The 26143-nt window shown below is 35.0% G+C and carries 27 protein-coding genes and 1 other RNA gene; 14 read left to right on the forward strand and 14 right to left on the reverse strand.

The window, feature by feature from the left end; translation table 11 throughout:
• Positions 1–44: 44 nt before the first annotated feature.
• On the forward strand, positions 45–1241 hold the full coding sequence (locus MG290_RS14115) for a pyridoxal phosphate-dependent aminotransferase (protein WP_264561864.1): 1197 nt from the start codon (positions 45–47) through the stop codon (positions 1239–1241).
• A 72-nt stretch (positions 1242–1313) separates the two neighbouring features.
• Here the strand turns inward: MG290_RS14115 and MG290_RS14120 are convergent, their stop codons facing one another.
• Positions 1314–1979, reverse strand: a complete 666-nt coding sequence (locus MG290_RS14120) for a YceI family protein (RefSeq protein WP_264561865.1) — start codon at positions 1977–1979, stop codon at positions 1314–1316.
• Between the two features lie 178 nt (positions 1980–2157).
• Between MG290_RS14120 and MG290_RS14125 the strand changes: the two genes are divergently transcribed.
• The 6 genes from MG290_RS14125 to MG290_RS14150 all read left to right on the forward strand — a co-directional run bounded on the left by MG290_RS14125 (position 2158) and on the right by MG290_RS14150 (position 7980).
• Positions 2158–2691: a nucleotide exchange factor GrpE gene (locus MG290_RS14125; protein ID WP_264561866.1), complete on the forward strand. Its 534-nt coding sequence runs from the start codon at positions 2158–2160 to the stop codon at positions 2689–2691.
• A 9-nt stretch (positions 2692–2700) separates the two neighbouring features.
• Entirely contained in the window at positions 2701–3822 is a 1122-nt protein-coding gene (gene dnaJ, locus MG290_RS14130; protein WP_264561867.1) for a molecular chaperone DnaJ, read from the forward strand.
• A gap of 141 nt (positions 3823–3963) precedes the next feature.
• Complete coding sequence (locus MG290_RS14135; protein WP_264561868.1) at positions 3964–4887, forward strand: ABC transporter ATP-binding protein; 924 nt, start codon at positions 3964–3966, stop codon at positions 4885–4887.
• Positions 4887–6176, forward strand: coding sequence for an ABC transporter permease (locus MG290_RS14140; RefSeq protein WP_264561869.1), 1290 nt, complete (start codon positions 4887–4889; stop codon positions 6174–6176). Before MG290_RS14135 ends, MG290_RS14140 begins: the two co-directional genes overlap by 1 nt.
• A 2-nt stretch (positions 6177–6178) precedes the next feature.
• Positions 6179–7342 carry a sigma-54-dependent transcriptional regulator gene (locus tag MG290_RS14145; protein ID WP_264561870.1) on the forward strand — a complete coding sequence of 388 codons (1164 nt, stop codon included), beginning with the start codon at positions 6179–6181 and terminating at the stop codon, positions 7340–7342.
• A gap of 5 nt (positions 7343–7347) precedes the next feature.
• Positions 7348–7980: a DEAD/DEAH box helicase gene (locus MG290_RS14150; protein ID WP_264561871.1), complete on the forward strand. Its 633-nt coding sequence runs from the start codon at positions 7348–7350 to the stop codon at positions 7978–7980.
• 44 nt (positions 7981–8024) lie between these two features.
• Here MG290_RS14150 and rny read toward each other — a convergent pair whose 3' ends face one another.
• From rny to MG290_RS14170, 4 genes are all read right to left on the reverse strand, one after another.
• A complete protein-coding gene (rny, locus tag MG290_RS14155) occupies positions 8025–9590 on the reverse strand; it encodes a ribonuclease Y (RefSeq protein WP_264561872.1) in 1566 nt (521 codons plus the stop codon).
• A gap of 49 nt (positions 9591–9639) precedes the next feature.
• Positions 9640–9746: non-coding RNA, 6S RNA (gene ssrS, locus MG290_RS14160), on the reverse strand.
• 53 nt (positions 9747–9799) lie between these two features.
• Complete coding sequence (locus MG290_RS14165; protein WP_257498400.1) at positions 9800–10105, reverse strand: cell division protein ZapA; 306 nt, start codon at positions 10103–10105, stop codon at positions 9800–9802.
• A gap of 5 nt (positions 10106–10110) precedes the next feature.
• Entirely contained in the window at positions 10111–10410 is a 300-nt protein-coding gene (locus MG290_RS14170; protein ID WP_264561873.1) for a hypothetical protein, read from the reverse strand.
• Between the two features lie 157 nt (positions 10411–10567).
• Between MG290_RS14170 and MG290_RS14175 the strand changes: the two genes are divergently transcribed.
• From MG290_RS14175 to MG290_RS14185, 3 genes are read left to right on the forward strand one after another with little or no spacing between them, the layout of a single operon-like run.
• A complete protein-coding gene (locus MG290_RS14175) occupies positions 10568–12238 on the forward strand; it encodes a M23 family metallopeptidase (RefSeq protein WP_264561874.1) in 1671 nt (556 codons plus the stop codon).
• 10 nt (positions 12239–12248) lie between these two features.
• The gene (locus MG290_RS14180; protein WP_264561875.1) at positions 12249–14705 is read left to right on the forward strand and encodes a TonB-dependent receptor; all 2457 of its coding nucleotides are present in this window, start codon (positions 12249–12251) and stop codon (positions 14703–14705) included.
• Positions 14706–14725: 20 nt separating this feature from the next.
• Complete coding sequence (locus MG290_RS14185) at positions 14726–15469, forward strand: hypothetical protein (RefSeq protein ID WP_319800347.1); 744 nt, start codon at positions 14726–14728, stop codon at positions 15467–15469.
• A 53-nt stretch (positions 15470–15522) separates the two neighbouring features.
• Here the strand turns inward: MG290_RS14185 and MG290_RS14190 are convergent, their stop codons facing one another.
• From MG290_RS14190 to rsfS, 7 genes are all read right to left on the reverse strand, one after another.
• Positions 15523–16287 (reverse strand): superoxide dismutase, encoded by a 765-nt coding sequence (locus MG290_RS14190; protein ID WP_272585766.1) that lies wholly within the window; start codon positions 16285–16287, stop codon positions 15523–15525.
• 4 nt (positions 16288–16291) lie between these two features.
• Positions 16292–16552, reverse strand: coding sequence for an acyl-CoA-binding protein (locus MG290_RS14195; RefSeq protein ID WP_264561876.1), 261 nt, complete (start codon positions 16550–16552; stop codon positions 16292–16294).
• Positions 16553–17206 (reverse strand): phosphatidylserine decarboxylase family protein, encoded by a 654-nt coding sequence (locus MG290_RS14200; protein WP_264561877.1) that lies wholly within the window; start codon positions 17204–17206, stop codon positions 16553–16555.
• A complete protein-coding gene (locus MG290_RS14205) occupies positions 17206–18000 on the reverse strand; it encodes a phosphatidate cytidylyltransferase (protein WP_264561878.1) in 795 nt (264 codons plus the stop codon). The genes MG290_RS14200 and MG290_RS14205 overlap by 1 nt, the downstream gene beginning before the upstream one ends.
• A 1-nt stretch (position 18001) precedes the next feature.
• Positions 18002–18601 carry an LUD domain-containing protein gene (locus tag MG290_RS14210; protein WP_264561879.1) on the reverse strand — a complete coding sequence of 200 codons (600 nt, stop codon included), beginning with the start codon at positions 18599–18601 and terminating at the stop codon, positions 18002–18004.
• A 108-nt stretch (positions 18602–18709) separates the two neighbouring features.
• Positions 18710–20650 (reverse strand): ATP-dependent zinc metalloprotease FtsH, encoded by a 1941-nt coding sequence (gene ftsH, locus MG290_RS14215; protein WP_264561880.1) that lies wholly within the window; start codon positions 20648–20650, stop codon positions 18710–18712.
• A 7-nt stretch (positions 20651–20657) separates the two neighbouring features.
• A complete protein-coding gene (gene rsfS / locus MG290_RS14220) occupies positions 20658–21038 on the reverse strand; it encodes a ribosome silencing factor (RefSeq protein WP_257498409.1) in 381 nt (126 codons plus the stop codon).
• An 86-nt stretch (positions 21039–21124) separates the two neighbouring features.
• On the opposite strand from rsfS, the gene MG290_RS14225 reads away from it, so the two are divergent.
• Complete coding sequence (locus MG290_RS14225; protein WP_264561881.1) at positions 21125–21853, forward strand: biotin--[acetyl-CoA-carboxylase] ligase; 729 nt, start codon at positions 21125–21127, stop codon at positions 21851–21853.
• Here MG290_RS14225 and msrB read toward each other — a convergent pair.
• Positions 21850–22233 (reverse strand): peptide-methionine (R)-S-oxide reductase MsrB, encoded by a 384-nt coding sequence (gene msrB, locus MG290_RS14230; RefSeq protein ID WP_264561882.1) that lies wholly within the window; start codon positions 22231–22233, stop codon positions 21850–21852. The two genes, MG290_RS14225 and msrB, sit on opposite strands and share 4 nt — an antisense overlap.
• A gap of 82 nt (positions 22234–22315) precedes the next feature.
• The gene (locus MG290_RS14235) at positions 22316–23170 is read right to left on the reverse strand and encodes an alpha/beta fold hydrolase (protein WP_264561883.1); all 855 of its coding nucleotides are present in this window, start codon (positions 23168–23170) and stop codon (positions 22316–22318) included.
• A gap of 90 nt (positions 23171–23260) precedes the next feature.
• On the opposite strand from MG290_RS14235, the gene MG290_RS14240 reads away from it, so the two are divergent.
• From MG290_RS14240 to MG290_RS14250, 3 genes are all read left to right on the forward strand, one after another.
• The gene (locus MG290_RS14240) at positions 23261–24067 is read left to right on the forward strand and encodes a M48 family metallopeptidase (RefSeq protein WP_264561884.1); all 807 of its coding nucleotides are present in this window, start codon (positions 23261–23263) and stop codon (positions 24065–24067) included.
• A 38-nt stretch (positions 24068–24105) separates the two neighbouring features.
• Positions 24106–25416 carry an MFS transporter gene (locus MG290_RS14245; RefSeq protein ID WP_264561885.1) on the forward strand — a complete coding sequence of 437 codons (1311 nt, stop codon included), beginning with the start codon at positions 24106–24108 and terminating at the stop codon, positions 25414–25416.
• A gap of 84 nt (positions 25417–25500) precedes the next feature.
• Positions 25501–26097, forward strand: a complete 597-nt coding sequence (locus MG290_RS14250; protein ID WP_264561886.1) for a hypothetical protein — start codon at positions 25501–25503, stop codon at positions 26095–26097.
• Positions 26098–26143: the final 46 nt, after the last annotated feature.

Here is a 26143-nt window from a genome sequence, read left to right on the forward strand (position 1 = left end):
ATGTTACATTATCGTTACCTTTGATACTATAAAATAGGATAAAAATGAGTGTAAACGCGTTATCAGATCGAATAAACAATTTATCGGTTTCACAAACCTTGGCAATGGCTGCAAAAGCTCGTGAATTAACTGCTTTGGGCAAAGACATTATCAGTTTAAGTTTAGGTGAACCCGATTTTAATACTCCAGATTTTATTAAAGAAGCAGCTAAAACGGCTATCGATGAAAATTGGAGCACTTATCCACCAGTTGATGGATATTTGGAATTAAAACAAGCCATTATAAAAAAGTTTCAACGCGATAACGGATTAACCTATCAACCTGCAAATATTGTGGTTTCAACAGGTGCCAAACAATCGTTGTATAATATTGCTCAAGCAATGATTAACGAGGGCGACGAGGTGATTTTACCAGCGCCTTATTGGGTGAGTTATTACGAAATTATTAAAATGGCAGGCGGAATCCCGGTTGTTGTGCCAACATCAGTTGCGTCTGATTTTAAAATTACGCCAGAACAACTTCAACAGGCTATCACACCAAAAACCAAAATGATGTGGTTTAGTTCGCCTTGTAACCCTTCGGGTTCGGTTTATAACAAGGAAGAATTAACCGCTTTGGCTGATGTTTTAAAGAATCGTAAAGATATTTATGTGGTTTCCGATGAAATTTACGAACATATTAATTTTTCGGGAAGTTTTTGCAGTATCGGATCCATTCCAGGAATGTTTGAAAGAACCATTACTGTAAACGGTGTTGCAAAAGCCTTTGCAATGACGGGTTGGAGAATTGGATACATTGGTGCACCCGAATTTATTGCAAAAGCCTGTACCAAATTACAAGGGCAGGTTACAAGTGGTGCAAACTCCATTGCGCAACGTGCAACAATTGCAGCCTTAGAAGCAAATCCATCGGAAATTGGTTATATGGTTGAAGCTTTTCACAAACGCAGAGATTTAGTTTTAAATTTAGTAAACGATATTAAAGGCTTGGAAGTAAATGTACCAGAAGGTGCTTTTTATGTTTTCCCAGATGTTTCATATTATTTTGGTAAAACTTTAAACGGAGTTTTAATCAACAATGCCGATGATTTAGCCTTGTATTTATTAGAATATGCCAACGTTGCAACAGTAACGGGCGATGCTTTTGGTAACCCAAACTGTATCCGTTTATCTTATGCAACCAGCGAAGAAATTTTAATTGAAGCTTTTAAACGTATAAAAGAGGTTTTAAAAGAGCAATAATTCTTTTCGATATATCATAAAAAATCCCGAAGTGAAAACTTCGGGATTCTTATTTAAGCAATATAAAATTGATTATTTTGTTGCTTTAACAGCAATTTTCAATTTAATGTTATCGTTAATAACTTTGTCTCCAGCTAAATCTTTAAAAACCGATCCAGAACTGTAATTAACAGCCCATTTTGTTCTGTCAATTTCAAACTCGTCTGATGCAATTGTAACATCACCTTCAGTAACCGTAACAGTCGCTGGAAATTTAATTCCGTGAGTAATTTCTTTCATTGTTAAATTACCTTCAACCATTTGTTTACCGTTTTCCTCAGTAACTTTCGTAATTTCAAAAACTGCAGTTGGGTATTTAGAAACATTAAAGAAGTGGTCAGCGTTTTCAGCAGTAGCACCTTTTAAGTGACCTTCTAAACCAGCTTTCTTTTCAGCATCAGTTAAATCGGTAACTGTGATAGAATTCATATCAATAGTAAATTTACCACCTGTTACCATATTGTTTGCAACAAAAACCTGACCGTCTTTTAAAGCAATAGTTCCAGTGTGTTCGTCACCAGAAACTTTACCGCCAACCCAGTCAATTTTAGATTCCGCAACATTTGCGTTATATGCTACAGCATCTGCTGCTGTTGTAGTAGTTTCAACTGCATCTGTTTCAACAGTTGTGTTTTCTTTTTTACAAGCCGTTAATGATAAAGCTGCCAAAGCAACTAATGCAAATACATTTTTTTTCATAATTAAATTATTAATTTGTATTGCAAAGATATTTAAAATCTATTATCAAAAACATAAAAATGCATGTAGTGGTTATTTCTTAATATAGATTAATTTTGCAGTTTCCTGCCAATTTGTCTAAAATACAACAATGGCTTTAAATTTGTTTAAAAAGTGATGATAGTAATAGTAATGAACAATGGAAAACGAAGAATTGAAAGAAAACATACAGCAAAATGCTGCACAAGAAATAGCAAATGAACCAGCAGATACAACCGAGCAATTGTCTGAAACAGATCAGTTACAAGAGCAGTTGGCTGCCGAAAAAGACAAGTTTTTAAGACTTTTTGCAGAATTTGAAAATTTTAGAAAACGAACTGCACGCGAACGTATTGAATTGTTTGCAACAGCAAGCGAAGATGTTATGAAAGGAATTTTACCTGTTTTAGACGATTTCGACAGAGCCATTTCACAGATGGAAAAACTGGGCGAAAGCGAACATTTGACAGGTTTTAATTTAATAGCAACAAAATTGCGTGACAATTTGTCGGCAAAAGGATTAAGTTTGGTAGAAATAAATCCAGGCGATGCTTTTGATGCAGACAGCGCAGAAGCAGTAACGCAAATCCCAGCTGGCGACGATCTAAAAGGAAAAGTGGTCGATGTGATTGAAAAAGGATATAAATTAGGAGAGAAAATCATTCGCTTTCCAAAAGTTGTTATAGGTCAATAAAAAACTACAATGAAGAAAGATTATTACGAAATATTAGGTATTGATAAAAGTGCCGATGCAAGCGCTATTAAAAAAGCATACCGCAAAAAAGCGATAGAGTTTCATCCAGACAAAAACCCGGGTGACAAAGTAGCCGAAGAAAATTTTAAACTAGCTGCAGAAGCTTACGAAGTTTTAAGCGACCCTGATAAAAAAGCACGCTACGATCAATACGGTCATGCTGCTTTTGAAGGTGCTGGCGGTTTTGGCGGCGGCGGTTTTAATAATATGGAAGATATTTTTAGTCAATTTGGCGATATCTTCGGTAGCGGTTTCGGTGGCTTTGGCGGATTTGGTGGCTTTGGCGGTGGCGGTCAGCGCCGGGTAAAAGGTTCTAATTTGCGCATAAAGGTTAAACTTACTTTAGAAGATATTGCAAACGGTGTAGAGAAAAAAGTAAAAGTAAAACGCAAAGTGCAAGCCGATGGCGTTTCGTATAAAACCTGTGGAACTTGTAATGGTTCCGGTCAGGTGATGCGCGTGCAAAATACCATTTTAGGACGTATGCAAACTTCTTCGCCTTGTCCTACTTGTCAAGGTTCAGGACAAACAATTGATAAAAAACCGCAAGGCGCTGATGCAGACGGAATGGTAACTGCAGAAGAAACCGTATCAATTAAAATACCTGCGGGTGTTTCAGATGGTATTCAGTTAAAAGTTTCGGGTAAAGGAAACGATGCTCCGGGTGCCAATAGCATTCCCGGCGATTTAATTGTTGCTATTGAAGAAGTGGAACATGAATTTTTAAAGCGCGAAGGCGAAAACATACATTATGATTTATACCTAAACATTGCCGATGCAGTTTTGGGTGGATCTAAAGAGGTTGATACCGTAAACGGAAAAGTTCGTATAAAGATTGAAGAAGGTATTCAGTCTGGGAAAATTTTACGTTTAAAAGGCAAAGGTTTACCAAGTTTAAACGGTTATGGAAATGGTGATTTCTTAATACATATCAATGTTTGGACACCTAAGAAATTAACAAAAGAACAAAGAGAATTCTTTGAAAAAATGAAAGAAGACGAAAATTTTGTACCACATCCTCAAAAAGGAGATAAAAGTTTTTTTGAAAAAGTAAAAGAAATGTTTTCGTAATTAAAAAATGTTTTTTAGTTTTGTATTACACTTATAAAACGGTGGATTTTCTTTTTCATAGCAATTTTTCCCATCCTTGTGCAAACAAGGATGGGTTTTTTTTTAACTACTTCGTATATTTGTACTAATTTTTAAAAAATCATGAATCATATTTTACAGGTAAATAATGTTGTAAAAAAATACGGCGATAAAACCGCTTTAAACAACGTGTCATTAGCCATTCCTAAGGGGAGTGTTTTTGGATTGTTGGGTCCAAACGGTGCCGGAAAAACTTCGTTAATACGCATTATCAATCAAATTACGTTTCCAGATAGTGGCGAAATTTTACTCGACGGCGAAAAACTAAGTCCTCACCATGTAAAAAATATTGGTTACATGCCCGAAGAACGCGGTTTGTATAAAAGTATGAAAGTGGGCGAGCAGGCATTGTATTTGGCGCAATTGAAAGGAATTTCTAAAGACGAAGCCAAAAAGCAATTAAAATATTGGTTTGAAAAATTAGAAATTGGAGACTGGTGGAACAAAAAAATTCAAGAGCTTTCAAAAGGAATGGCACAGAAAATTCAGTTTGTGGTAACTGTTTTGCATCAACCTAAATTATTGATTTTCGATGAACCTTTTTCCGGATTCGATCCCGTAAACGCCAATATTATTAAAGACGAAATTCTTGAATTGAAACAAAAAGGCAGCACCATTATTTTTTCCACACACCGCATGGAAAGCGTTGAGGAAATGTGCGATGAAATTGCCTTGATTCATAAATCTAATAAGTTGTTAGATGGTTCGGTGGTCGATATTAAAAAAGAATATCGTTCAAATACCTTTGATTTGGGAATAAATGCTATGAATCCGAATCAATTAAAAGATTTTCTAAGAGCCAAATATCAAGTAGAAGAAACTTTCTTTAAATCATTAGACAACGATTTAAAATTATCTGTAAAACTTCATGATCAATCAGCAAACGAGTTGTTAAATGATGTGTTGCCATTTGGTCAAATCACTCATTTTTCTGAGAAAATTCCGAGTATCAACGACATTTTTATTCAAACTGTAACCAATAACTAATGGGCGTTTTATCTTTAATTATCAAAAGAGAATTTATTTCAAAAGTACGAAATAAATCATTTATTGTAATGACTTTCGTAAGTCCGCTTATTTTTGTGGCAGTTGCTGCATTAATTGGCTATTTAAGTTCCATGAAAACCGAAGTGAAACATATTGGTATTCACGACGAAAGCGGAATGTTTGTAAACGAATTTAAAAATTCCGAAAGCTATAAATACCACGATGTTTCCAAGATTGATCCAAAAATATTAAAAGACAGCGTTTCGCAAGCGAATTATGAGGGCGTTCTGTTTATTCCTAAAAAAGATCATTTAAAAGATTACGAAAAATCGATCGAATATGTATCAGAAGACAGTCCAAGTTTAGGGTTTATCGCCAACACAGAATCTAAACTTTCAGAAAAATTATTGCGTAAAAATTTAAGCAATAAAGGCGTTGATACTGTTTTGCTTGATAAATCAAAAATCGATGTTACCATGCATCTTACAAAAGCATCGGGCGAAGAAACCGTTAAAGGTTTAAACGAAATGAAGGTTGGTGTTGGTTCTGTTTTTGGCTATTTAATCATGATGTTCATTATTATTTACGGAAACATGGTCATGCGCAGCGTGATCGAAGAAAAAACAAGTCGCATCATAGAAATTATTATTTCATCCATAAAGCCTATCCAATTAATGATGGGAAAAATCATTGGAACCACTTTAGCCGGAATTTTGCAGTTTGTAATTTGGGCAATTGTAGGTGGTATTTTATTAGTAATTGCAAATTTGGTTTTTGGTTTAAATACCTCAACGCCAACGACAGAAATGGCAATAGAAGCTTCAAAATTGGCAAATATTCAAGTGTATTTTGCTGAGTTTTTAAAACTTCCGCTTTTAAGTATGGCAGTTTACTTTTTAATATATTTCATTGGCGGCTACTTTTTATACAGCTCATTGTATGCGGCAATCGGCGCAGCAGTTGATAACGAAACCGATACACAGCAGTTTATGTTTCCGGTAATTATGCCGTTAATGTTGGGCGTTTATATTGGCTTTTTCACAGTAATGAACGAACCCCACGGCACGGTAGCCACTATTTTCTCTATGATTCCGCTCACATCACCCATCGTAATGCTTATGCGTATACCATTTGGTGTACCTTTTTGGCAAATTGCACTTTCAATTGCACTTTTATTTGCTACCTTTATTGCTATTGTTTGGGTGGCGTCGAAAATTTATCGTGTAGGTATTTTAATGTACGGCAAAAAACCAACTTGGAAAGAACTTGTAAAATGGCTTAAATATTAAGTATGGCTAAAATTTTAATTATAGAAGACGAAGCTTCCATCCGTAGGGTGTTATCAAAAATATTGGCAGAAGAAAACGATCAGTATGTAGTTTTTGAAGCTGCCGATGGCGAAGAAGGTTTAGAAAAAATAAAAAACGAAGATTTCGATTTAGTTATTTGCGATATTAAAATGCCAAAAAAAGACGGCGAAGAAGTGTTGCAAGAAGCTAAAAAAATAAAACCTGAATCTACATTCATCATGATTTCTGGTCATGGCGATTTAGAAACAGCCGTTAATACCATGCGTTTGGGTGCATTTGATTACATATCGAAACCACCCGATTTAAACCGATTACTAACAACTGTTCGCAATGCGTTAGACAATAAATTGCTGGTTGTAGAAAATAAACGGTTAAAGAAAAAGGTAAGTAAAAACTACCAAATGATTGGCGAAAGTGAACCCATTCAACAAATAAAAGATATGGTTGATAAGGTAGCCGAAACTGATGCCCGCGTATTGATTACCGGACCAAACGGAACGGGTAAAGAATTGGTAGCTCATAATTTGCATGAAAAAAGCAACCGAGCGAAATTTCCATTGATCGAAGTAAACTGTGCGGCAATTCCGTCAGAATTAATCGAAAGTGAATTGTTTGGTCATGTAAAAGGCGCATTTACGTCGGCGGTTAAAGACCGTGCCGGTAAATTTGAAGCAGCCGATAAAGGAACCATTTTCTTAGATGAAATTGGCGATATGAGCTTGGCGGCACAAGCCAAAGTTTTACGTGCGTTACAAGAAAATGTAGTTACGAGAGTAGGAGCAGATAAGGATATTAAAGTAGATGTGCGTGTAATTGCAGCAACCAACAAAGACCTGCGAAAAGAAATCGAGGAAGGCAGATTTCGGGAAGATTTATACCACCGTTTAGCTGTTATTTTGATAAAAGTTCCGGCATTGAATGATCGCAGAGACGATATTCCGTTATTAATTGAACATTTCACCAAAAAAATAGCAGAGGAAAACGGCAGTGCACAAAAAGTTTTTTCAACGGAAGCAATTGAACTTCTTAAAAAATATGATTGGACAGGAAATATTCGGGAGTTGCGAAATGTGGTTGAACGCTTGATTATTTTAGGCGGAAAAGAAATTTCAAAATCAGATGTTGAATTGTTTGCTTCAAAATAAACAAGATGAATTTAAAAAAAATCAATCCAAATTTAAAACAAGCTTTAGCCGAAAAAGGTTTAACCGAAGCGCCTGCTGTTATTAAAGAAGCTTTTGGAACCATAAAATCAGGTAATGACGTGGTTTTGGTGATAGAAAATCAAGAAGAAAGAGCTGAAGCTATTGTCATTTCGGTGATTCAAAGATTAGAAAAAGCCTTTATGTTATCGCCACGTGTGTTGGTAATTGTAGAAGATAAACCGCAGGCGTTAGAAATGGAAGCTTTGTTTAAAGAATTGGCAAAATATACCGATTTGCGCATTTTCATGACCCATGACAAAACCGATTTAGACGAAGATAAAAATCAAATATCCCTAGGAATTGATGTGCTAATTGGTACACCCGAACGCCTAAGTTTTATGTTTGGAAATGCAGGCTTTGATGTAAATCAGCTAAAAATGTTGGTTATTAATAATACCGATGAACTGTTGCGTTTGCGACACGATAGCCGTTTATATCGTTTGTCAGAAAGTATTGGTAAAACCCAAAGAATGTATGTAACCCAAAAAGAAACCGAACGTTTGGAAATTTTTGTAGATAAAACCATGCTAGACAGTTATTGGTTTTCTGATGATGATTTTGAAGAAGATGTAGAGTAACAACATAAAAAAAACAGAGCTAAACAGCTCTGTTTTTTTTATTTTTATTTAGCGATGTTCACCGCTCTTGTTTCCCTAATTACAGTAACTTTTACTTGTCCGGGATAAGTCATTTCAGTTTGGATTTTATGCGAAATTTGGAATGATAAATTAGCAGCCAATTCATCGGATACTTTTTCACAATCTACAATCACGCGCAATTCTCTACCTGCTTGAATTGCGTATGCGTTTTTAATTCCACCAAAGCCATATGCAATATCTTCAAGGTCTTTTAAGCGTTGAATGTAAGAATCTAAAACCTGTCGGCGAGCACCTGGGCGTGCACCAGAAATAGCATCACATACTTGAATGATTGGAGATATTAACGAATTCATTTCAATTTCGTCGTGGTGTGCACCAATAGCATTACAAACTTCTGGTTTTTCACCGTGCTTTTCTGCCAATTGCATACCCAATAATGCATGTGGTAAATCGCTTTCTGTTTCTGGCACTTTACCAATATCGTGTAACAAACCAGCGCGTTTAGCTAATTTTACGTTTAATCCCAACTCAGCAGCCATTAATCCACACAATCTGGCAACTTCGCGGGAATGGTGCAATAGGTTTTGTCCGTAAGAGGAGCGGTATTTCATGCGGCCTACCATTTTGATTAATTCCGGATGCAATCCATGAATACCTAAATCAATAACGGTACGTTTTCCGGTTTCAATAATTTCTTCATCGATCTGTTTGGCTGTCTTGGCAACAACTTCTTCAATTCGGGCAGGGTGGATACGACCATCTGTCACCAAACGGTGTAGCGACAATCGAGCAATTTCTCTTCTCACCGGATCAAAACATGATAAAATAATTGCTTCGGGCGTGTCATCTACAATGATTTCAACACCTGTAGCAGCTTCTAAAGCACGAATATTTCTACCTTCACGACCAATAATACGTCCTTTCACATCGTCTGATTCTATATTGAAAACCGACACGCAGTTTTCAATTGCTTCTTCAGTTCCAACGCGTTGAATGGTATTGATAATGATTTTTCGAGCTTCTTGCTGAGCGGTCATCTTAGCTTCTTCCACCGTGTCTTGAATATATGCCATTGCCTGCGTTTTTGCTTCGGCTTTCAAGCTTTCTACTAACTGCAATCGGGCTTCATCTGCTGTTAAACCGGCAATTTGTTCCAATTTATCAACTTGAATGCGGTGTAGTTTTTCGGTTTCTTCTTGTTTTTTTTCTAGCGATTGCAATTTGGCTTCGTATTCTTTGATGCTTTTTTCGCTTTCATCGGCAGCTTTTTTAGCACGATTTAATTCGTTAGAAATTTGGGATTCTTTATCGCGTGTTCTTTTTTCGGCTTCGGCTATTTTTTTATCGCGCGATAAAATGATTTGTTCGTGTTCTGATTTTAATTCAATGAACTTTTCTTTGGCTTGAAGGATTTTGTCTTTTTTAATGGTTTCTCCTTCGGCACGAGCGTCTTTTAAAATGCCTTTGGCTTCGTTTTTCGCATTTTTTATTATAGAGGATGCATTGTTCTTTTCAAGATATTTTGCTATTGCAAAACCAATTACGGCACCAACTATAATTGCACTAATAATAAATATTGTTGTTTCCATTTATGTGTAAATAGTTAATAAAAAAAAGCTCACATTAGAAGAGTTGCATAAACTCTAGAAAACAAGTTTTGAGCTATCTTATCGTTCAAGGATCCATTCAAAGATGGCATGCTTTAGTGATAATGCTTCGCCCATTTTAATTTGTTAGTGTTGAGTTTATCAAACAGAAGCTAATGTGAGCAGTAATTTTCAAACCTAAAATTAGGTTGTTACTTTATATGATGTTTTAATAAAATAGTGTCTAAACTATTGTTAAATTCCATTAATTTTTCTTTAGAATCTTCTAAACCTTCTTCGTTTTGTATTCTATTTTGTTCAACTTGCGAAGCAAATTGTAATGCACAAAATGCTAAAACATCTTGCTTATCGCGCATTGCAAAATTTTCTTCAAGTTGCAGTGTCATTGCTTCTATCTTCTTAACAGCAGCCCGTATGCCCTCTTCTTGGTCGGGCGTAACTGTTAACGGATATACGCGATCTGCAATAGAAACTTTTATTTTTAGTTTTTCTTCCATATCCATTAATCAGTTGTGTGCGTTAATTGTGATATGCAATGATCTATCTCTCGTACTAATGAATTTATCTTTAGTTTTGTTTCTTTTTTAAAATCTTCACTGCCCAACAACGAATTTGCAATTTTTAATTGATCATACTTTTGTTGTAATTCAATATGTTTTTGTTGCAAATCGTTTTGCTGTGTTTGTTGTTGCAAAAGTTCGCTTTTTAAAGCTTCGTTTTCTTTTACAACTTTTTCCAAATGCTGTACAAGTTTGTTTAACTTCGTTTCAACCGCTTTGGTTAGGTCACTTAGCTTTTCCATTTATAGAGCATTCTAATTTATACAAAAATACAATTCTTTAACCGAAAGTAAAAAAAAAAATGCAATTAATCGCATATTCGGACGGATATTTTTTTTTTGATTTTTATTTTGTGGTATTCTTTTTTTTGGTATCTTCTTCTTAATTAAATTTTTAAGTATGATTTACCGATTTTTGTTTTTTGCACTTTTTTGTTGGAATAGTTTCGCGCAAACGAATACAATTACAGAGTTCAGCCCGCCGATTAAAATTCCATTATTGGTTGCGGGTACTTTTGGTGAGTTGCGTCCGAATCATTTTCATGCCGGTATCGATTTTACGGCTAACTATAAAATTGGCGATCCCATTTTTGCTCCTGCAGACGGTGTGGTGAACCGGATTAAAGTGAGTAGTTTTGGCTATGGAAAGGCATTGTATGTGAAACACAATAATGGTTATACCACTGTTTACGGGCATTTGAATGCATACGGACACGATATTGCAAATTATGTAAACAAGCATCATTATGAGTTGAAACAATTTGAAATGGAATTGTTTCCATTGGCAAGCGAACTACCTGTAAAGAAAGGCGATATCATTGGCTATATTGGAAATACGGGCGGTTCGGGTGGTCCGCATTTGCACTACGAAATTCGCAACACACGCACAGAACATATTTTAAATCCGTTGGTTTTTTCATTAAAAGAAGCTGTTACCGATACCGAGCAACCTATCATAAACGGTGTTTTTGTTTATCCGCTCACCAATGAAACAATAATTAACAACTCACATTCGTTTTTTGAAGTAGGATTAAATAAAGTGAATAATACCTATCGAAGTGAAACCATTCAAGCAAAAGGAGTGATTGGTTTTGGCATCAATACGCACGACACTCAAAATAAAAGCCGAGGCAAAAACGGAGTTTATAAATTGGTTACTCATTTGAATGGATCAAAGTATTTTGAAGTGGTTTTCGATGAGTTTTCTTTTGATGAATCTAAATATCTAAATGAATATATTGATTATAAATATTACCAGCAATCGGGCAATAGAATTCAAAAATTATTTATTTTAAATGAATTGCCTTTAAATTTAATTAAAACTAAGAAGAACAATGGAAAGATTGTGGTTGATGGTGCTCAAGATTTGAATTTTAAAATTGAAGTTTTTGATGTGCATAATAACAAACAAACTATTGAAATTCCTATTAAATATCACGATTATGAACTTATGGCTAAATCACAACCAGAAGGAAAATATATAGATTATTTGAAAGATTATGTTTTTCAGGATAAAAATGTATCAGTTGAATGGGATGCACGTACTTTTTTTGAAGATGTGTACCTAAAAATCGATTTTATTGAAAATGGATTGGTGTTGCATAAAGACGAATATGCTTTACAAAAAAACATCAACATAAAAATCATCCTGCCAGAAGATTATCCCAATAAAGATCAAACTTTTATTGGGAAAGTGGATGGGAAAAAAATCAAGTTTTTTGATACATGGAAGCGCGAGAATGATTTTCGTATTCGTACAAAAGAATTGGGAACGTATCAATTGGTTACAGACAAAGAAAAACCAATTGTTCATTTTTTAAACAACCAAAGCGAATTTTCGGTCAATGATAATTTAGTTTTTGAAATTGAAGATAAACTTTCGGGAATTGGAACTTTTAACGGATATTTGAACAATGAATGGATTTTATTGGAATATGATTACAAAACAAAAAAATTAATTCATAAATTAACTGATAAAAAATTTAATAGCGGTAGCAATACTTTGCGATTGGAAGTTGCCGACCGTGTTGGAAATAATACTACATTTGAACAAACAATTGTGGTGAATTAAATAAGATATTTTGAAAAAAAACCTATACAGTATTTTGTTTGCGTTGCTTTGTGCAAGCGGTTTTTCACAAACGGCTCAGATTAAAGGAGTTGTGTTGAATGATCAAGATTTTCCTATAAAAAACGTAATGGTACAAGCGCAAAACAAGCAAGTTTATACCAATACCAACGGATTTTATTATATGGATGTTGAAGCGGGCAATGACATCACTATTCAATTTCAAGCAGAAAATTATCTACCAGTAACATATATAGAATCGGTAGCAGCTAATCAATCTTTTGAGCTTAATATCCGTTTAAGTCCAGCCGCAGAAGAGTTGAAAGAACTTGTGATCGATTCCAATTTAAGAAAACGATTTGAAGGTACAACTGTCATATCGCCCGATGTGATTCGGAAAATTCCTGGGGCAAATGCAGGTGTGGAAAATATAACTAAATTATTACCAGGAGTTTATTCTAATAATGAGCTTTCTACAGGATATAATGTTAGAGGCGGAAATTTTGATGAAAACATGGTATATGTAAACGAGATAGAAGTATATCGTCCGTTTTTAGTTCGATCGGGTCAGCAGGAAGGATTGAGCTTTACAAATACCTCAATGACCGATAAAGTAGATTTTTCATCCGGAGGATTTCAATCAAAATACGGCGATAAAATGTCATCGGTTTTAGACATCACCTACCGCAAACCATCACAATTTGGAGGCTCGTTTGATGCCAGTATTTTGGGAGGCGGTCTTACGGTGGATCTTGCTTCAAAAAATAAAAAGTGGACGGCGATTACCGGAGTGCGCTACCGAAACAATGCATTGCTGGTAAAATCACAAGATGTGGATGTAGATTTCACACCTCGTTTTTTAGACGTACAATCGCTCATAACTTTTCAACCAACAGCAAAATGGGAGTGGAGTTTGTTGCTAAATGCATCGAGCAATGTGTATGAATACACGCCACTCTTTAAACGAACCAAGTTTGGAACCATTCAAGATGCTAAAGAATTACAAGTGCGTTATCAAGGAGGTGAAATAGACCGATACCAAACATATTTTGGTGCTTTGAAAGGTGTTTTTAAACCGAATTTGCAAAATAGCTACACCTTAATAGCATCTGCATATCATACAAAAGAAGAAGAATATTACGACATTTGGGGAAGCTATGCATTGGGCAATGTGAGTGGAGATTTAGGTGGAAATGCCGGCGAAGTGGAATACACGGTAGGTTTAGGTTCACAGTTGAATCATGGTAGAAACAATTACGATGCATTCATAGTTAGTACCGAAATGAAAGGACAACACAAGTTAGACGAAACCGAGATAGAGTGGGGTGTGCGTTATGTGAGCGAAGACATCCGTGACCGTTTATTGGAATGGGAAGTGATTGATTCAGCAGGGTTTTCATTAGCAAATCCTTATTTTTCAACACCTAACAACCAACCTTATGAGCCTTATCAAGGCGAATTAGTGCCTTTTCAAAACGTTCGTGCTACTAATTTTGTAACAATTAACCGCTTAAATGGTTTTGCACAATGGAACAAAAGAGGAGCTATTGGCAAACATGAAACATTTCTAAATTTTGGCGTGCGTGCGCATTATTGGAACGTTGCTGCCGAAGGATACGAAACCGCTAAAGGTCAAATTACAGTAAGTCCGCGTGCACAGTTTGCCATAAAACCGGATTGGGAAACCGATATGGTGTTTCGTTTGTCAGGTGGTTTGTATCATCAACCGCCAAGTTATCGAGAATTGCGCGCAATGGATGGATCTATTCGTCCAAATGTAAAAGCCCAGCAATCCATTCATGTGGTTCTGTCGAATGATTATAGTTTTAAAATAAAAAGTACTCCGTTTAAATTGTTTACGGAATTGTACTATAAAGACCTTTCCAACGTAAATACCTATACGTTAGAAAATGTAAGAATCAGATACAGAGCCGATAACAATGCAAAGGCGTATGTTTACGGAGCAGATGTGCGGATAAACGGAGAAATTGTTCCCGGAATTGAATCTTGGTTTTCTGTTGGATATTTAAAAACCGAAGAAAATTATAACAATCGAGGTTTTATTGCCCGCCCAACCGATCAACGCTTAAAATTGGGATTAATGTTTCAAGATTATATGCCTGCCATTCCCAACTTAAAATTGTATTTGAATCAGGTGTACAACACCCCATTGCCAGGCGGATCGCCCTCGTATGTAGATCCGTATGATTATCAATTGCGTTTAAAAAATTATATGCGAAGCGATGCTGGTTTTTCGTATATTTTTAAAGATCAAACATTTAACTCTAATAAAAAATGGTTGCAACCTTTTAAAGAAGTGGCCGTTGGTTTTGAAATTTACAATTTGTTCAACAATGAAAATGCCATCACCAACACTTGGGTGCGCGATGTATATTCAAAAGTAATGTATGCCATACCAAACCGAATGACTATGCGTACGTTTAATTTAAAACTAAATATGAGTTGGTAACACTTTAAAAATATGTATATTTGAACGAAGATTTAAAGCTTATGAAATACCATTTAACGCTTTTAGCAATCAGTTTAGCCGTTTTTGCTTCATGCAAAAAAGAAGCAGAAACACCAAAGGTAATTTACGGGAATCAGGAAAAAACAGCAGATGTTAATTATCAAAAAATAGATTCAACCGAAATTAAAATTGCCGATTTACCAATAAAATTCTCTGGAACCAATTATTTGCTGCATCCAGTGGGCAATGTGCGGGTATATAATACCGGTTCATCGCGTTATGGCAGCACAAAAATAAACAATCAGGTAAGCTACAAAATTTCAAATTACTCTACACCTGAAATTACAGGGTTTATTACAAATGTGATGTTTCAACATAAAGATTCGTTAGAGTTAAAGCCATTGACGACCCATAAAATGGAAATTCTTTCTATAAATTATTTAGATGAATTGGCATTAAAAACCAATAAACAGTTTTTGGTTTATACATTGGTTGATATGGATACCAATAAAGATGGAAAGTATGACGACAACGATATCAAGGCACTTTACATTTCAAGCATCAATGGTTTGAAATTTACCAAACTCACAAAAGATTTACAGGAATTGCTTGATTGGCAGGTGATCGACGATAAATTGTATTTCCGATCAATTGAAGACATCAACAAAAATGGCGAATTTGATTCAAAAGATGCCGTGCATTATTCATATATTTACCTTTTAGATGAGCAATGGCAACCGCAAGTATATAATCCTTTGGGATAAAGCGTAAAAAAAATCGAACGTTTTTAAGGTTCGATTTTTTTTTTTTTTTAAAATTACTTAGCCAAAGACATTCTGTATTCTACTTTACTCCAGTCTATCAATTGCCAGAAGTTTTCAATGTATTTAGGACGCTCATTTTTATATTTTAAATAATAAGCATGTTCCCAAACATCAATATTCATCAAAGGATACCCTTTTACTTCAGCGTTTGGCATTAACGGATTGTCTTGATTAGTAGTTGTGGTAATTTTTAGTGTACCATCGTTTTGATATACCAACCAAACCCATCCAGAACCAAATAATCCTTTAGCAGCATCGGTGAACTGTGTTTTAAAAGCATCAAAACTTCCAAAATCTTTATTGATTAATTCAGCTACTTTTCCGGTTGGTTTTCCGCCAGCTTTAGGACCAATTATTTCCCAAAAAATATTGTGATTGTAGTAACCACCTGCATTGTTTCTCAATGCGTTATTTTTTAAATCTAAACCATTTAAAATTTCTTCAATAGACATGGTTTCCAGTGGCGTTCCTTTTATAGCGTCGTTTAATTTGTTGCAATATCCTAAGTGGTGTTTGCTATAATGTGTTTCAACTGTTTGGGCGTCCATATAAGGTTCTAAATCGTTGTATCCGTAATTAAGGCCTTTCATTTGAAAAGCACCTTGATTTGCAACTACCGTTTTTGGATCGCCATTTACAGGTGTAGCTTCTGTAGTGGTAGCACTTGGAACCTCTACTTCAATCATTTCTTCTTTGTCTTTACAGCTAAAAAGTAAAAATGATGCAATACCTGTTAGTAATAAAACATTCTTTTTCATACAATTAAAGATTTAATGAATTAACGAGTTCAATATACAAAATTTTGGCTTCTTCTTGTGTTAAATGTGCAACTTGTTTCCATGCGTTGAATTTAAATCCACGTATTAAATCCATATCTTGATGCAGAAAATTATGAGAATAGTCTAAGGTGGCTTGTTTGTAATAAGCATATAACCTTAAACGAACATCAGGTGCTAAATGTTTATTTGTGTTTGATGCTTTTTCGTATGCTTCAGCAAATAGCGTGTTAAGATCGGTTGTCATTTATTTATTTGCTATGACCGTTTTGTTTCCTCGTGCTTTTTGGTTCAGCTCCACATTGATATTTGTACCCAAAGGCAGGTATAAATCAACGCGCGAACCAAATTTAATAAACCCTGCATCATCGCCTTGGTTTACTCTATGACCTACTTTTGCATAGTTTACGATTCGTTTGGCCAGTGCACCTGCAATTTGTCGGTACATTACTTCTCCATACACCGGATTATCAATCACCACAGTGGTGCGTTCGTTTTCTTCGCTAGCCTTTGGATGCCATGCCACTAAGTATTTGCCCGGGTGATACTTACTGTATTTCACCATTCCGTTTAAGGCGTATCGGGTTACGTGCACATTGATGGGCGACATAAAAATGGATACCATTAAGCGTTTGTCTTTGAAGTATTCGGGTTCATAGACTTCTTCAATCACAACCACTTTGCCGTCAACTGGTGCCACGATTAAGTGGTCTGCAATATCATCTAAAGCTCTGTTTGGATTTCTGAAAAATTGCAAAACAATAACCAAAAAAAGCAATGTAATTATTTGTATAGTCTTTATAAGCCAAGGAATAGTAATTAAGTATTCTACCCCAATGATAACAATCACTGCAATTAAAAGTGAAAATAAAATTATTTTTGCGCCTTCTTTATGAAACATTACATCACAATTTTATAAATTAAAAATAAAAATGGTGCAGCAAATAAAATGCTGTCTAACCGGTCTAAAATACCGCCGTGTCCGGGCATGATATTTCCGCTGTCTTTAACACCTGCTAATCGTTTATATTTCGATTCAATTAAATCGCCAATCGTTCCCAAAAAGCTAACTACAAAGGCAATTAACATCCAGAAAGCAAGCGATAATTGCATATTGGTGTATAAAAACAAAAGATAAGCTGCTATTTGTGTAAACACTAAACCGCCTATAAAACCTTCTATTGTTTTTTTGGGGGATATGCGCTCGAACAGCTTATGTTTCCCCAAAAGTTTGCCACAAATATACGCAAAAGTGTCGTTACACCATATCATTATAAAGATACTTAATAGCAATAAAGGGGTATATTTTTTTAAGTGATACGGCAATTGGGTGATGATTATAAAAGGAATAATCACATAACCTGATAAATGCAGGTATTTTACAAAAGTAGTCTTTGTTGATGATTTTTTTTTTTGGAACAAGTCAATAATTAAATAGATACTGAAAGGTAAAACCAATAAGTAGAGTGCATTGTAGGCGGTGTTGTTTAGCAAGATAAATGTTATTGCCCATGCAATTGCAAGAGTAAACCCAACTATTTTGTTGATCTTGTAGAGCTTGCAAAATTCATAAACACCTATTAAATAAAAAAAAGTAAACAAAGCAATAAACGTATTCTTTGAAAACAAAATGGCACCCACCAACAAGGCAATATATAAAATACCCGATAAGGTGCGTTTTACTACTTCGTTCATTTTAAAAGTCTTCTAATAATAACAAATACACATTTTTGGTTTGAATGCCATATTGCAGAAAATCATCGTTTGTACTTTCTTTAAAATGCTGCATAGTGGTAATGTTTGTTGGAATTTCATTGGTATAACGCATTTTTATATTGCGCAAACCATCACTTTTTGTGCGTGTTATTTGGCTGGCTTTTGCTATTACAATAATGTTTATGGGCAGTTCATTGGTTTTGTAGTGAAACAACTGCTTAGATGATAATAAAACCGAACCGTCTTGTGCGATTAATCCTTCACAGCTTGTTAGTAAAAACACTGGGTTTGTAGGGTTTTTATAATTTAATTTGTTATCAATTAAAAAGTGTTGCAAACCTTTTTCAAAAGTGAGTGCTTCGGTTTCAAACCAATCGTTTTCTTGTAAAATACTAATGAAGTTTTCTTCTAGTTCCTCATTATTCTCACAATATAAAAATTTACCGCCATTTATTTTAAAGTTGTGCGTAAATTGCTCATCAACAGGTATTTCTTTTTCGGGCAGATATTTACTTTCCTCATTATTTTTATTTTGATGAGAAGATGAAAAACTGCTAAAAATTTTCTTAAATATATTCATTGGCTAATTAAAAAGTATTTAAGGGCCATTATAGTTCAAAGATAAAAAAAAACTTGGTTTAACATACGGTTAAACCAAGTTTTTATAGTATATGTTAAAGTGCTCGTTTTAAATTACTTCCGAATTGTTGTTGGTAGTAACATCAATCACTTCTGGTTTATCAAATGGTCTTTTGCCGAAAATTTCTTCTAAATCTTCTCTAAAGATCACTTCTTTTTCACAAAGTAAATCAGCAAGTTGGATTAATTTATCTTTATTATCGGTCAATAAAGTTATTGCTCTTTGATATTGACCTTCGATCAACATTGAAATTTCTTTATCAATCAATTTTGCTGTTTCTTCGGAATAAGGTTTAGAAAAGTTATATTCGCTTTGCCCCGATGAATCGTAGTAAGTTATATTTCCTAACGAATCATTTAAACCATAAATGGTTACCATAGCGCGAGCTTGTTTGTTTACTTTTTCTAAATCACTTAATGCTCCTGTAGAAATTTTATCGAAAATTACTTTTTCAGCAGCTCTTCCGCCCATTGTAGCACACATTTCATCTAACATTTGCTCGGTGCGAACAATTTGACGCTCTTCGGGCAAGTACCATGCAGCACCTAAACTCATACCGCGAGGCACAATGGTTACTTTCACTAACGGTGCGGCATGCTCTGTTAACCAAGAAACAGTTGCGTGCCCGGCTTCGTGAATGGCAATGGCATATTTTTCTTCTGGGGTAATGATTTTGTTTTTCTTTTCTAAACCACCCACAATTCTGTCCACTGCATCTAAAAAGTCTTGTTTATCAACTTCGGTTTTGCCTTTTCTTGCGGCAGTTAGAGCAGCTTCGTTACAAACATTTGCAATATCTGCACCGGAAAATCCAGGGGTTTGTTTGGCAAGAAAATCCAAATCAAGATTTTCTACTTTTTTAATTTTTTTCAAGTGAACTGCGAAAATTTGCTTACGCTCGTTTACATCTGGCAAATCCACATAAATTTGTCTGTCAAAACGTCCGGCACGCATCAAAGCTTTGTCTAAAATTTCGGCCCTATTTGTAGCTGCTAAAACAATTACGTTGGTATTGGTTCCAAAACCATCCATTTCTGTTAGCAATTGATTCAAGGTGTTTTCGCGTTCGTCATTTGATCCTGAAAAATTCGATTTTCCACGCGCTCTACCAATGGCATCAATTTCATCGATAAAGATAATGGCAGGCGATTTTTCTTTTGCTTGTTTAAACAAATCACGTACTCGCGATGCACCAACTCCCACAAACATTTCCACGAAATCGGAACCTGAAAGCGAGAAGAATGGTACTTGCGCCTCACCAGCCACTGCTTTTGCTAACAATGTTTTACCAGTTCCGGGTGGCCCCACTAATAATGCGCCTTTTGGAATTTTACCTCCAATAGAGGTATATTTTTCAGGATTTTTTAGAAACTCTACAATTTCTTGGATTTCTTCTTTTGCACCTTCAAGCCCAGCAACATCGCTAAATGTGGTGCGTGTATCGTTCTTTTCATCGAACAATCGTGCTCGTGATTTTCCAATCGAAAAAATTTGTCCACCACCACCACCGGCACCTCCGCCCATGCGGCGCATCATAAAAATCCATACAACTGGAATTAAAATGATAGGTAAAAGTGATAATAAAATGCTGCCCCAATTGCTTTCTTTTTCGGTAGTGAATTCTTTAATTTTACCATCGGAAAGCGCTTGCGTTAAGCGTTCTTCAAATAAATCTTTATTGGCAATTTCTACCACATAATCCGGACCACTTGCCATATTGCTAAGCAAAGTGGGTTTGCTGTTTTTCTGATGTTCAGGATTGCTTTTTACACTTTCATTTAAAAAAACTTGTGCAGAAGAGTTGCTAAACACCACTTTTTCTACTTGGCTGTTATCTAAATATTGGTAAAATTTAGAAAGACCAATCGTTTTTCCATCTCCAAAACCGCCGCCTCCGGTGGTCAGTGAGATGGCGAATAGTACAAAAATAATACCTGCATAAAGCATCCAAGGATTGTACTTGGGCTTATTATTTACGGGATTCTTCATAAATTAATTACTGTGTTGATTGGTTAGAAGTTACTTGTGTTATTTTAGCATCGCCCCACAAGTCTTCTATATTATAATAGTCGCGGGTTTCTTTTTGAAAGATATGAACCACAATGTTAATGTAATCCATTAAAACCCAATTGGCTTGATCGGTTCCTTCCACGTGCCAAGGTTTGTCTTTTAATTCTTTTGACACCGTGCGTTGTACAGAACCCGAAATGGCATTTACTTGTGTATTAGAATTTCCATCACAAATTACAAAGTAGTCGCAAGCTGTATTTTCGATGGATCTTAAGTCCAAAATAGTAATATTTTCTCCTTTTACGTTTTCTATTCCTTCTATAATCAAGGCTAAAAGTGCCTCGTTGTTCTTTTTGTTTTCGTTCATGTATATATTTTGTACTTAATTATTGCAAATTTATCAAAATAGTATCGTCTTAAAAAGTTATTTTTGTCTTAAAGATACTATATATAATGCATTTAATCAAACTCAGTGCCATATCTTCTACAAACGATTTTTTAAAACAGTTGTCAGTTGCTTCAAAAATTGATGACTTTACGGTTGTTTGGGCAGATATTCAAACAAAGGGAAAAGGTCAAATGGGCGCATCGTGGGTGACTGAAGGTGCTAAAAACCTAACATTTAGCGCGTATGTGAGTGCAGATTTTTTATTGATTGATCATTTGTTTACATGGAATGTAATGGTTGCAAATGCGGTTGTAAAAGCCTTGCATTTTTTTAATTTGAAAGATATATCGATTAAATGGCCAAACGACATTTTGGCAGGAAATAAAAAAATTGCCGGTATTTTAATAGAAAATTCCATTCAAACAGATGGTAGATTTTCTTCGATTGTTGGAATCGGAATTAATTTAGAACAAACTGATTTTACTGATTTTCCAAACGCATCATCTGTTTTTAAACAATTTGGCATAAAGCTCAATAGGGAAGAGTTGCTTCAAAAAATTCTATTTTTTTTAGCGTTTTTCGCAAATAATTTAAAAGGCGAAGAAGAAAATCAATGGACGTTTTTTCATGAGTATCTTTTTAAAAAAGAGTGTGTTTGTAGTTTTCAAGACCAAGAAGGAATTGTTTTTAATGGAATAATAAAGGGCGTAAACCGCCAAGGGCAATTGGTGGTTTTGCGCGAAGATGACGGTTTACACTATTATAATTTAAAAGAAGTGAAATTGATGTATTAATTTTCATCAGGAATAAACTTTAGTGAAACAGAGTTCATACAATAACGTGTTCCGGTGGTTTCTTGCGGTCCGTCATCGAAAACGTGTCCTAAATGACCGTCACAGTTTGCACAAGTAACTTCAGTTCGTATCATTCCGTGCGAAGTATCTTTGGTATAAATTACTGATCCTTCTATTGCTTGGTCAAAAGAGGGCCAACCACATGAAGAGTTGTATTTTGTATTTGAATCAAATAGTTTGTGGCCACATGCAGCGCAAACATACGTTCCTTTTTCAAAAAAATCATTGTATTTTCCACTAAAAGGTCGTTCTGTGCCTTTCTCACGCAAAATGTAATACTCTTCGGGAGTTAATTTTTCTTTCCAATTTTGTTCTGTCATAGCTTTTGTTGTTTGGGGTTGGGCAGTTGCATGATGTTCTTTGCAACTTATTAGTTGTACACATAAAAATACCCAAAATATTTTAAAGGGTAACAAATTGTACGATTTTTTGAATAACTGCTTCATCTCCTAAAATTTTTCGGTGTCCTAATCCATTAGTAATCATTAATTCGCTGTTAGGTAGTGTTTGGTGTATGGTTTCTGCTGCGGTGAAAGGCACATCTTTATCATTTTTATCGTGAATTACCAGCACCGGCGTTGCTACCTTTTCAGTATGTTGCTCCACATCATAATGCATCATCTTATCATTGTATTTTTGTTCAAAAAGGTGAATCAAATGTGGTGTTATTTTTCTGCTCATTCCAATGGTGTCTAAAAAGTCATTCGTAATGTCTTTTGTTCTGTTTCCGCTACCAATGATTACTGCTTTGTTTGTTTGTAGGCCTCTCCCTAAACAATTAATAACGCTCATTCCTCCTAAAGAGTGACCGATGATTGCGTCAAAACCATTGTATTTTTTATCCAATAAAAAAATTGTTTCAATAAAATGTTTCATATTGGCTGTGGTTTTAATGCTTTTACCGTGTCCGGGAGCATCGAAACTAATAATGGTATAATTCAATTCTTTAAACGCTTTTGCTATAGATACCAATTGCGTGCCTCGGCCGTTCCAACCGTGAACCAATAATACCTTTTTCGATCCGAATTTATTCTCATAAACCACCACCTCTTTTTTGCTTTCGGGTAATAATAGTTTGGATTTATGCGAAGCTTCGAACATTTTTTGTTCACGTTTTGGCAATTTGTGTTTTATAGGAGTTTCAAAAAGCCTTAAAGCAAAAGCTGCAGCTAATTTTTTGTTCAATTTGCTTAAAATCCGAGAGGTGTTTTTTATATAGCCCGGAACTTCTAAAACTTTTGCTTGTTTTTTCACCATGATTTCATAAATTTACACACAAAGTTAAAAGGTATTCTTGGGAATATTTTATATTTTTAGAAAAAATTAATTGATTAAAAATTTATTACTATGAAAAAAGTATTAGTACTATCTGTTTGTGCAGCGCTTGTGCTTTCATGTGCTACAAATCCGTTTACAGGAAAGAAAACAATGGCTTTTGTTCCAGACAGTTCGTTGTTTGCATCTTCGTTTCAGCAATATTCTGCCTTTTTAAAAGAGAATAAAGTGGTAACAGGAACCAGCGACGCACAAATGGTGCAACGCGTTGGCGAGAAAATTAAAAACGCATCCGAACAATGGTTAAAAGCAAACGGATATTCAAATTATTTGAAAGATTACAAATGGGAATATAAACTAGTACAAGACAACGCTGTGAATGCATGGTGTATGCCTGGTGGAAAAATTGTGGTTTATTCAGGTTTAATGAAAGTAGCTCAAGGTGAGGCAGGCTTGGCAACCGTTATGGGACACGAAGTAGCACACGCTTTGGCAAATCACGGACAGCAGCGTATGAGTGCAGGACTTTTGCAACAGTTAGTAGGAGCAGGAGTTGCTGTTGGAACTAGTGAAATGAGTAATGAAGCTCAGCAAAGGGCAATGGCAGCTTATGGCGCTGGTAGCAACGTGCTTGGAATGATGCCTTTTAGCCGCAAACACGAATCAGAAGCAGATCGAATTGGTTTGATATTAATGGCAATTGCTGGATACAATCCTGATAACGCCATTTCATTCTGGCAAAGAATGTCTGCACAAGGAGGCAGTAGTACCCCTGAAATATTAAGTACGCACCCAAGCGATAAAACCCGTATTTCTAATATTCAAAAATTAATACCTGTGGCAAAGGCAGAAGCCGCTAAATTTGGTAAAAAATATTAATTTTATAAAGGCAGTTTAAAAGCTGCCTTTTTATCTTTATGAAAACATTTATAAAAGGCGACAAAAAGGTTCTAAACGCATGGGCCTTTTACGATTGGGCAAATTCAGTATATGCCTTGGTGATTTCTTCTTCCATTTTTCCGTTGTTTTATGGCGCGTTATTTAGGATAGAAGGCAAAACATCCACCTCGTTTTTTGGCATCGAAACACCTAGCGAATCCATAATAAGTTATGTTACAGCTATTGGATTTTTAATAATAGCTTTTATTTCGCCTTTGCTATCAGGTGTTGCTGATTATTTAGGGAACAAAAAGTTTTTTTTGAAATTATTTTGTTTTATAGGCGCTATTTCCTGTATGATGCTTTATTTTTTCGATTTAAACAACCTATATATAAGTCTGTTCTTTTATATGATGGCGTTGATAGGTTTCTGGGGAAGTTTGGTTTTTTACAATTCATACCTGCCCGATATTGCTTTTCCTGAACAACAAGATGCTGTTTCTGCCAAAGGATATTCATTGGGATATATTGGATCAGTGATATTGCTGATTATCAATTTAGCAATGGTTATGAAAAGTGAATTATTTGGTTTTGATGGACCTATGCAGGCAATGAAATGCTCCTTTGTATTGGTCGGAATTTGGTGGTTAGGATTCAGTCAGATATCTTACAGATTATTACCAAACTTCAGGAATTCAAAGAAAATAAGTACACAAGCATTCTTCTCAGGTTTTAAAGAATTAAAGAAAATTTATAAAGAATTAAAGCAATATCCTGTTTTAAAAGGATATTTATTTGCTTTTTTTGTTTACAGTATGGCCGTACAAACTGTAATGATAATCGCGGCCTATTTTGGTGAAAAAGAAGTGCAATGGGAAAGTGATGATCAGCGACAAATGGGGCTTATTATCAGTATTCTGCTCATTCAAATAATAGCTGTGATTGGAGCTATTTTAACTTCAAGATTATCAAAAAAAATAGGCAATCTAAAAGCCTTGATAATTATAAACACAGCATGGATTTTTATCTGTATTTGTGCCTATTTCGTTGTAAAACCAATAAGTTTTTATATTGTTGCAGCAATGGTTGGAATGGTTATGGGAGGTATTCAATCCCTGTCGCGTTCTACCTATTCTAAATTGTTGCCAGAAAATACCACCGACACCACCTCTTTTTTTAGTTTCTATGATGTTACCGAAAAAATTGGAATAGTAATAGGAATGCTATTTTATGGAATAATAGCTCAAATAACTGGAAAAATGCAAAATGCCATCTTATTTTTAATTGTATTCTTTGCAGTAGGTATATTTCTATTAATAAAAACAGCAAAAAAGGAACGTATAAGTTAAAAAAAATAATATTTTTAAAAATACTTTCGTATGTAAAAAAAATAATTTTATATTTGGATAAATTTAACATTCTTAGTAATTCTTATGAGAAAATTAAAATATATTTTGGCATCGGTAGTTTTAGCAGCTGGATTTGCATCTTGTGAAACAGAACCTATTGATGAAACGTTAAATGACGACACCTTAACAGGTAAAACACTATTTAGTTTTAACTTAAACGGTAAACAAACTGTAACTTCTGACGATGTTTCTGTTGGTTTTCCAAACGGAGGCATGACCATTACAGCAAAATTATCATTGGTGAATGAGGAGGATACTTCGAACCCTGAAACCAGATATAGACCTGCTTATCTATATATTAACTATAATAGTTTAGTTGTTGGAAACTTTCCCACACAGTTAAGTGTTGAAAATCCGAGTAATCTAGTTTGTGATGCAAGGTTATTGATTCAAGAGTATGTAGCCGATGATGAAGGTGTGATGCAAAAGGTATGGGTAGAATATTTAACTGACAATGCCGATGAGAATCAAAATGCGGGCTATTCCAACATAACTAGAGTAAACTCAAACGCAAAATATTTGAATGGGAATTTTGAATTGATTTTGTTTCCAGAGGAAGGAACTCCTTTCGATCCACAAAGACTAACAACAGGATCTTTCAACTATTTGAGATATGAATAAAACAAAACGTCTTACAATTTGTAAGGCGTTTTTTTATTGGCATAAA

It is taken from the genome of Flavobacterium sp. CBA20B-1 (assembly GCF_028473145.1).
In the GTDB taxonomy this organism is placed as follows: Bacteria; Bacteroidota; Bacteroidia; order Flavobacteriales; family Flavobacteriaceae; genus Flavobacterium.

Bases quoted from the DNA above. Each gene is read 5' to 3' on its own strand.
- MG290_RS14240 (WP_264561884.1), top strand. From the start codon at position 23,261: ATGAAAAAAGTATTAGTACTATCTGTTTGTGCAGCGCTTGTGCTTTCA.
- MG290_RS14245 (WP_264561885.1), top strand. From the start codon at position 24,106: ATGAAAACATTTATAAAAGGCGACAAAAAGGTTCTAAACGCATGGGCC.
- MG290_RS14250 (WP_264561886.1), top strand. From the start codon at position 25,501: ATGAGAAAATTAAAATATATTTTGGCATCGGTAGTTTTAGCAGCTGGA.
- msrB (WP_264561882.1), bottom strand. From the start codon at position 22,233: ATGACAGAACAAAATTGGAAAGAAAAATTAACTCCCGAAGAGTATTAC.
- MG290_RS14135 (WP_264561868.1), top strand. From the start codon at position 3,964: ATGAATCATATTTTACAGGTAAATAATGTTGTAAAAAAATACGGCGAT.
- MG290_RS14200 (WP_264561877.1), bottom strand. From the start codon at position 17,206: ATGTTTCATAAAGAAGGCGCAAAAATAATTTTATTTTCACTTTTAATT.
- dnaJ (WP_264561867.1), top strand. From the start codon at position 2,701: ATGAAGAAAGATTATTACGAAATATTAGGTATTGATAAAAGTGCCGAT.
- MG290_RS14175 (WP_264561874.1), top strand. From the start codon at position 10,568: ATGATTTACCGATTTTTGTTTTTTGCACTTTTTTGTTGGAATAGTTTC.
- MG290_RS14205 (WP_264561878.1), bottom strand. From the start codon at position 18,000: ATGAACGAAGTAGTAAAACGCACCTTATCGGGTATTTTATATATTGCC.
- MG290_RS14120 (WP_264561865.1), bottom strand. From the start codon at position 1,979: ATGAAAAAAAATGTATTTGCATTAGTTGCTTTGGCAGCTTTATCATTA.
- ftsH (WP_264561880.1), bottom strand. From the start codon at position 20,650: ATGAAGAATCCCGTAAATAATAAGCCCAAGTACAATCCTTGGATGCTT.
- rny (WP_264561872.1), bottom strand. From the start codon at position 9,590: ATGGAAACAACAATATTTATTATTAGTGCAATTATAGTTGGTGCCGTA.
- MG290_RS14190 (WP_272585766.1), bottom strand. From the start codon at position 16,287: ATGAAAAAGAATGTTTTATTACTAACAGGTATTGCATCATTTTTACTT.
- MG290_RS14140 (WP_264561869.1), top strand. From the start codon at position 4,887: ATGGGCGTTTTATCTTTAATTATCAAAAGAGAATTTATTTCAAAAGTA.
- MG290_RS14165 (WP_257498400.1), bottom strand. From the start codon at position 10,105: ATGGAAGAAAAACTAAAAATAAAAGTTTCTATTGCAGATCGCGTATAT.
- MG290_RS14115 (WP_264561864.1), top strand. From the start codon at position 45: ATGAGTGTAAACGCGTTATCAGATCGAATAAACAATTTATCGGTTTCA.
- rsfS (WP_257498409.1), bottom strand. From the start codon at position 21,038: ATGAACGAAAACAAAAAGAACAACGAGGCACTTTTAGCCTTGATTATA.
- MG290_RS14170 (WP_264561873.1), bottom strand. From the start codon at position 10,410: ATGGAAAAGCTAAGTGACCTAACCAAAGCGGTTGAAACGAAGTTAAAC.
- MG290_RS14235 (WP_264561883.1), bottom strand. From the start codon at position 23,170: ATGGTGAAAAAACAAGCAAAAGTTTTAGAAGTTCCGGGCTATATAAAA.
- MG290_RS14225 (WP_264561881.1), top strand. From the start codon at position 21,125: ATGCATTTAATCAAACTCAGTGCCATATCTTCTACAAACGATTTTTTA.
- MG290_RS14210 (WP_264561879.1), bottom strand. From the start codon at position 18,601: ATGAATATATTTAAGAAAATTTTTAGCAGTTTTTCATCTTCTCATCAA.
- MG290_RS14125 (WP_264561866.1), top strand. From the start codon at position 2,158: ATGGAAAACGAAGAATTGAAAGAAAACATACAGCAAAATGCTGCACAA.
- MG290_RS14145 (WP_264561870.1), top strand. From the start codon at position 6,179: ATGGCTAAAATTTTAATTATAGAAGACGAAGCTTCCATCCGTAGGGTG.
- MG290_RS14195 (WP_264561876.1), bottom strand. From the start codon at position 16,552: ATGACAACCGATCTTAACACGCTATTTGCTGAAGCATACGAAAAAGCA.
- MG290_RS14150 (WP_264561871.1), top strand. From the start codon at position 7,348: ATGAATTTAAAAAAAATCAATCCAAATTTAAAACAAGCTTTAGCCGAA.